This is a genomic window from Oleiphilus sp. HI0123, assembly GCF_001635315.1.
The window spans coordinates 1-4,240 of sequence record NZ_LWGE01001398.1 but is presented as its reverse complement, the minus strand read 5'-3'; the positions used below and the strand labels follow the sequence as shown (position 1 = coordinate 4,240).

The following is a 4,240-nucleotide window of genomic DNA, read 5'->3' as shown; positions in this document are numbered from 1 at the left end:
GAAGCTTATTATTAAGCCAAGCCTTTGATGCAGCGATCTATTTTCGGCGAAACATCCTGGCTTGAAGAGCGTCTTCCAACTGCTTTTGCTCACGCTTGTCGGCAAGTGCGTTTTCCTCATCCTTGTAGCGCTGAATAAGGTCTGCCAAGCCTTTGGTTTTTTGGTGCAAAGCTGACCACTTTTCTTTGGTAATATTGAACGCTTTTTGTCCCTGATCAACAACAAGCTGTTGTTGCTGGATTGCGACATCAATTTGATTAACAAAGTGCAAGCTTGACTGCAATTGAGTAACGCTCTGGACGCTACCAAGGCCTCGCTTCATATCAGCAAGGTATTGATTATGATATTGTTTGAGATTATCCATTTGCGCAGTCTGATCGTCCAAATAGCGCTTTGCAGCTGTCATCTGCTCCAAAGCCGCTTGCTCGTTTCGCACTGCCTGATCAAGAACTACCTTCAAACGCTGCGACTTCTTCATAGACAACCTTATAGACTGTAGCGCAAGCTAGATTATTGCGCTTGAGCTGCAGCAGCAATCGTTTGTGACATTTCCGCTATCGCTCTGGGCGCTTCAGACTCCTCAGTTAATCCCTGCCGCAGGAACTGCTTCATCTTTTCAATTCTTTCGATAGCAAAATCAGTTTGTGGGTCAGAACCTTTAACATAAGCTCCGACGCTAATTAAGTCTCTGGCTTGCTGATACCTTGCATAGATTTGTTTGAAGCGCTGTGCATTCTGTAAATGCTCAGCACTGATGATATGAGGCATAACTCGACTGATCGAAGCCTCGACATCGATCGCTGGATAATGGCCCTCTTCGGCCAAGCTACGAGAGAGCACGATATGACCATCCAAAATAGCCCTGGCGGCGTCTGCAATAGGATCTTGCTGATCGTCACCCTCAGTGAGAACCGTGTAAAAAGCAGTAATGGAACCGCCTCCTTTCTTACCATTCCCCGCACGTTCGACGAGTTGAGGCAGTTTGGCAAACACCGAGGGTGGATAGCCCTTTGTCGCGGGAGGCTCCCCCACAGACAATGCAATTTCACGCTGCGCTTGCGCATATCGAGTCAGTGAGTCCATTAACAAAAGCACGTTTTTACCCTGATCACGAAAATATTCCGCTATCCGAGTCGTTAGCATCGCAGCTCGCAGACGCATCAAAGGCGAGTCATCAGCAGGCGAAGCAATTACCACTGCACGCTTTAGCCCTTCTTCACCCAGGATATCCTCAATAAACTCTTTTACCTCACGTCCACGCTCTCCGATTAAGCCTACGACAACAATATCGGCCGTAGTAAATCGGGTCATCATACCCAAGAGCATACTTTTACCAACACCGCTACCTGCAAACAAGCCTATTCGCTGACCAACGCCGACAGCCAAGAGACTGTTTATGGCTTTAATCCCGACATCCAAGGACTCACGAATTGGCGCTCTGGCAAGCGGGTTAATCACCGCACCATTAAAAGGTATACGGGTTTCAGCTTCTAATGGACCGTGGTCATCCAATACGTTTCCGGCACCGTCAAGCACACGCCCAAGCAAGCCCCACCCTACAGCGACTTCACCAATGGAGTCAGCTGGCGTAACCAGGGCACCCGGCTTCAAACCATCCGCAGCAACAAGTGGCATCAAAAATGTACGATCATCCTCAAAGCCGACCACTTCAGCCTCGATCAAGTCACCCGAAACAGAATGAATAAGGCAACGATCACCAACAACACTTTGGCAACCAACAGCCTCTAAGGTAAGACCGACCATGCGCGTCAAGCGCCCGCTAAATTGTGGTGCCACCTGCGTCGGAACAGAATCAGCCAGTACACCAAGATTCGCAGCTATATTACTAGCAGTGTTGATTTCAAGCAGATCACTCATCTTCAGGGCCAGGTGTTAGTTGTTCATCTAATTCCCCAGAAGTACTGGTGTCCTCGGTATCCTCGGTGCCCGGCAACTCGGAATCTTGTATTTCATGATCAAGCTTGCGCAGTTCATCATCGCCTGTTTCAGGTTCCTCTTTCAAGGTGTCAGCCGAATAGTCACTCAGACTATCAATCGTCACTGGCACTTCTTGAGTACCTGAAGCTGTATTATTGACAGCGGTATCCAGCATACTCTGAACAGCTTTTTGAAATCGTTTTTCAACGGTATAGTCAATCACCTGAGCTGAAGTCTTCAGTAAGAAGCCACCCGCTATAACACTTGGATCTTTCACTAGCTCAATACCAGAACCTAAAGCCTCTAGTGCTTTTGAAACAGTTTCATAATCCTGCTCATTGACCTTTAACATTGCCCCTGAGTCCAGCGCTGGCAAACCTTCCATGACTCGAGACAAAGCCAGTGTAAGGCTTGCACTATCAATATTGAGCTCTCGGTGAATCACTGCTCTGGAAAGCGCAACCGCAACATTTAACATCGCCTCTTCAACGACTTGCTGTTGCTGCTGAATGGGGTTAACCAACTGGTTCATTAGGGCATCTAGCTGTGACAATTTTTCGGCAATTTCACCCTGGCCTTGGGCAACCCCTTGTTCGTAACCTTCACTTTTACCGGCCTCCAAACCTTCTGCATGACCCGCAGCACGACCGTCCTCTGAACCTTTAGCGAAACCATCTCGATGGCCTTCTTCAAAGCCGGAGTCATATGCCTGCTTAGTTATTGATTCAATTTGCTGTGCAGTCGGTGGTTTGACTTTCTCCTTTCTGGCGTTTTCTGCCTGACTAGCCGCACGACCGGGATCGCCAATATTCGGCAGCTCCCAGCGTTCGTAGGCGCTCAGTTCACCTAAAGGGACACGCTTGTTTTTGTCACTCATGCTATATCATCGCTTCGCCAGATCCGCCCAGCGCAATTTCACCGGATTCAGACAAGCGTCGAGCAATGGTGAGTATCTCTTTCTGCGCACCTTCTACCTCACTCACCTTAACAGGACCTTTCGCCTCAAGGTCATCACGGAGTAATTCGGCAGCACGCTTAGACATATTCTTAAAGATTTTTTCTTGTAATTCAGTATCAGCACCCTTGAGTGCAACAATAAGAATATCTGAGGAGACTTCCCTGAGGAGCGTTTGTATCCCTCTATCATCAACATCCTTGAGATTATCGAAGACAAACATCAGCTCTTCTATCTCAGTACCGAGTTCAGCATCAACTTCTTTGATACTATCCATCAAGTCGGCTTCAATAGTTGTATCAATAAAGTTCATAATATCTGCCGCACACTTGACACCACCGATCTTACTGGTCTTAGTCGCAGCGTTACCCGAGAACTGTTTTTCGAGAATATCATTCAGCTCTTGCAAAGCCTGTGGCTGAATGCTTTCGAGAGAAGCGACACGCATAATAACGTCAAGACGTACCTTTTCGTCTAATACGCCTAGCACTTCAGCAGCCTGATCTGATTCAAGATATGACAATACAATGGCCTGAATCTGTGGATGCTCATAACGTATAAGCTCCGCTACAGCACGACCATCCATCCATTTAAGCGTATCTAAACCAGTTGTATTACCACCAACAAGAATTCGGTCAATTAAGCTATCCGCCTTGTCCTGACCTAAAGCCTCTGTCAGCATATTCTTGATATACTCATCAGAACCGATTCCCATACCCGTTTGGGATCCGACAGCCTCCAGAAACTCGATCATTACCCCTTCGACCTGTTCCTGACTAATATCTTTCAATGCCGCCATAGAGGTACCCACCCGCTGTACTTCTTTTGGCCCCATATGCTTCAAAACCTGGGCAGCGTCCGCTTCACCCAGGCTCATTAGTAAAATCGCAGCAGCATCTACCCGCGAAACTTTTGGCAGCTTTTTATCGCCGTCACCATCAGTCATCTACATTTACCCATTGACGAATTACCTGAGCAACCCTAGCAGGGTCCTCAGCAATCAAACCTTTCAAGGCATTAAGTTGTCGATCAAAACCTTCCGAAGCCCCCGGTAACAGAAACTCATCAGAGGCACTCAAAGTAACTCGTTCTCCTGCCTCACCTTCACTCATGGCATCCATCTGTGCCAAACCGTCCTCATCTCCCGCTAAAGCAAGCTCTTTCGCTTGAGCGCCAGCTTCAGAAAGATTCTTAAACACTGGTCGAATGACGGTAAAGATAATAATCAAGGCGAACAACATTGCTATGCCTTTGGGCACCAGCTCTTTGAACCACGCCTGTTCCCATATTTCCGGCTCTTGTACGGCTTCCACAAACTTAGGTGCAAAAGGCGTATTAATCACATTT

At 47.6% G+C, this 4,240-nt stretch carries 4 protein-coding genes and 1 pseudogene; all 5 read right to left on the bottom strand.

Annotated features, from left to right (window positions below; all coding sequences use genetic code 11):
* Positions 1–37 precede the first annotated feature (37 nt).
* Complete coding sequence (gene fliJ, locus A3761_RS17840) at positions 38–478, bottom strand: flagellar export protein FliJ (protein WP_068739167.1); 441 nt, start codon at positions 476–478, stop codon at positions 38–40.
* Between the two features lie 32 nt (positions 479–510).
* A complete protein-coding gene (fliI, locus tag A3761_RS17835; protein ID WP_068508197.1) occupies positions 511–1,878 on the bottom strand; it encodes a flagellar protein export ATPase FliI in 1,368 nt (455 codons plus the stop codon).
* Positions 1,871–2,815 (bottom strand): FliH/SctL family protein, encoded by a 945-nt coding sequence (locus A3761_RS17830; protein ID WP_068508199.1) that lies wholly within the window; start codon positions 2,813–2,815, stop codon positions 1,871–1,873. The genes fliI and A3761_RS17830 overlap by 8 nt, the downstream gene beginning before the upstream one ends.
* Before the next feature lies 1 nt (position 2,816).
* Positions 2,817–3,839: a flagellar motor switch protein FliG gene (fliG, locus tag A3761_RS17825; RefSeq protein WP_068508201.1), complete on the bottom strand. Its 1,023-nt coding sequence runs from the start codon at positions 3,837–3,839 to the stop codon at positions 2,817–2,819.
* A pseudogene (locus tag A3761_RS27875) lies at positions 3,832–4,240 on the bottom strand (flagellar basal body M-ring protein FliF); the annotation flags it as partial. The pseudogene A3761_RS27875 and the gene fliG, both read right to left, overlap by 8 nt.